Annotated in this window: 1 protein-coding gene and 1 pseudogene; one reads left to right on the top strand and one right to left on the bottom strand. The window is 59.9% G+C overall.

The window, feature by feature from the left end:
• Positions 1 to 323: pseudogene (locus tag NW837_RS06195) on the top strand (polysaccharide pyruvyl transferase CsaB); the annotation flags it as partial.
• Between the two features lie 155 nt (positions 324 to 478).
• Here NW837_RS06195 and NW837_RS06190 read toward each other — a convergent pair.
• Complete coding sequence (locus tag NW837_RS06190) at positions 479 to 1,633, bottom strand: homocysteine biosynthesis protein (RefSeq protein WP_414329883.1); 1,155 nt, start codon at positions 1,631 to 1,633, stop codon at positions 479 to 481.
• Positions 1,634 to 1,640 lie beyond the last annotated feature (7 nt).

Below are 1,640 nucleotides of genomic sequence, written 5' to 3'. Positions count from 1 at the left end.
GGGATCCCTGTCTATTGAAAGGAGTCTTTCGGGGTGTCAGGCTGGCGATCACCATGCGCTACCACGGATTGGTGATGGCGGCGGCAGAGGGCTGCGCCTGTTTTGGTCTCAGCTACGATCCCAAGGTGAAAACGCTGCTCCAGGAATTGGGCATGCCTGGCTGGGATCTGCAGGAGATGCCCACCGATCCTGAAGCCTTACACCAAGCTTGGCTGGCCTGCTACTCAGAGGGCCTAGCTCTCAGCCCTGCCCAAGCTGACCTGTGGGCGAGGCAATCGGCTCAGCACGCTCAGTTGTTGAGACAGCACCTGAAGTGGGGTTGATGGGGTTGCCTGGAGAAGTTGCTGCCAGGGCGAATTCCGGTAGCGGTTCTTCTGGAGAGCCGCTTTACCCCAAAAGTAGGGAGGCACGGTGTCCCCGAACCAAAGCGCTGCGTGCATCCGCTTGAGGAGGCCCCCAATTCATTGAGGGGAGGACGTCACCTGAGAGGGTTTTGGGGGAGAAACTCCCGATCCAGGGGCAGGGGGGCGACAGGTTGGGTGAGGGTAAATTGGCCGCTTTCTATCCACTGCTTGAGGATTTCGGCAATTTGTATGGAGCGGCGCAAGCTGGCCAGGGGAGCGGTGCGAATCTTGCGGCCATTGAGGGTGATCTGGCCGGATTTGAGTTGGGCATAGCTCACTAAGCCAAAGGTGGGCCGCACCCGGCGGGGAATGGAAAAGTCAATCACGGGGGCAACCAACTCCTCATCCCGAATGGCAATGGCCTCCAAATCCGCAGGAGCAAGGATGGGGATGGGGATCCCGACCCCCAACATCAAGCTGGGGCCGTAGTTGCGGAAGTAGCAGCCCCTCACCCATTCCGCCTGCATTTGCTTGGCATCCCCAATCAGGGCTAGAGTGGCCGCCGGGCCGATGGGAGTTTGGTTGGGCAATCGCTTTTGCAGCGGAAAGTGTTGGGTGCCCTCCCAGGCGACGTAGCCGATGCCGCCTCCCAAAAAGATGCGGCTGCCGATCCCCACCCGGCGCAACAGGGGATCGTTCAACAAGGGGGATAGCTCTCCCGGGTTGGAATAGACGGCATTGCCCAGATGCGGTTCCAACAGACCCAAGTAGGTGTACAAAGGCCGATCCCCGCCGTTCACCCCGACGATGAAGTTTTGGTAGGCATTGCGGGGGTTGAACAGGTAAAACTGGTTGAGCTGATCCCGAGTCAGGGTGGTCTCGTAGTCGGCGCGGGGGTAACAATCGGTCACTTGGCCGATGGCCCGCAAATGGACGCGCTTGCCCGCCACCAGGTCGGCAATGACATGGCCGCCCCCATAGGCTTGATCCGCTTGCTCGCTGGGTTGGGCTGCCCCCAGGTAAAGATCCACCGCGCCAAATCCGGCATAGGCCGGTACCCCGTTCAGCCAAGCTTGGCGAATCTTGATGGGCGGATCCGTATGGCCCAGGTTCACAATGGCTCCTGAAGACTCCATTGGCTCAAAGGTGCCGGTGGTGATCACATCCACCTGCTCAAAGGCTTCCTGGATCCCCAAGGTGGCCAGCTTGGCTTTGGCTTCCAGGGCCGTCCACACCCGCACCTGGCCTTTGGCAATGCGTTGGTTAATCTGGTCTAGGGTTCTCTCCATGGGATGT

Origin of the sequence: Synechococcus sp. R6-10 (genome assembly GCF_047461815.1) — a bacterium.
In the GTDB taxonomy this organism is placed as follows: domain Bacteria; phylum Cyanobacteriota; class Cyanobacteriia; order Thermostichales; family Thermostichaceae; genus Thermostichus.
The sequence above is the reverse complement of the archived record's forward strand: the minus strand, read 5'-3'. Positions and strand labels throughout refer to the sequence as shown.

Excerpts from the sequence above, each read along its gene's own strand:
- NW837_RS06190 (WP_414329883.1), bottom strand. The coding sequence starts at position 1,633 with ATGGAGAGAACCCTAGACCAGATTAACCAACGCATTGCCAAAGGCCAG.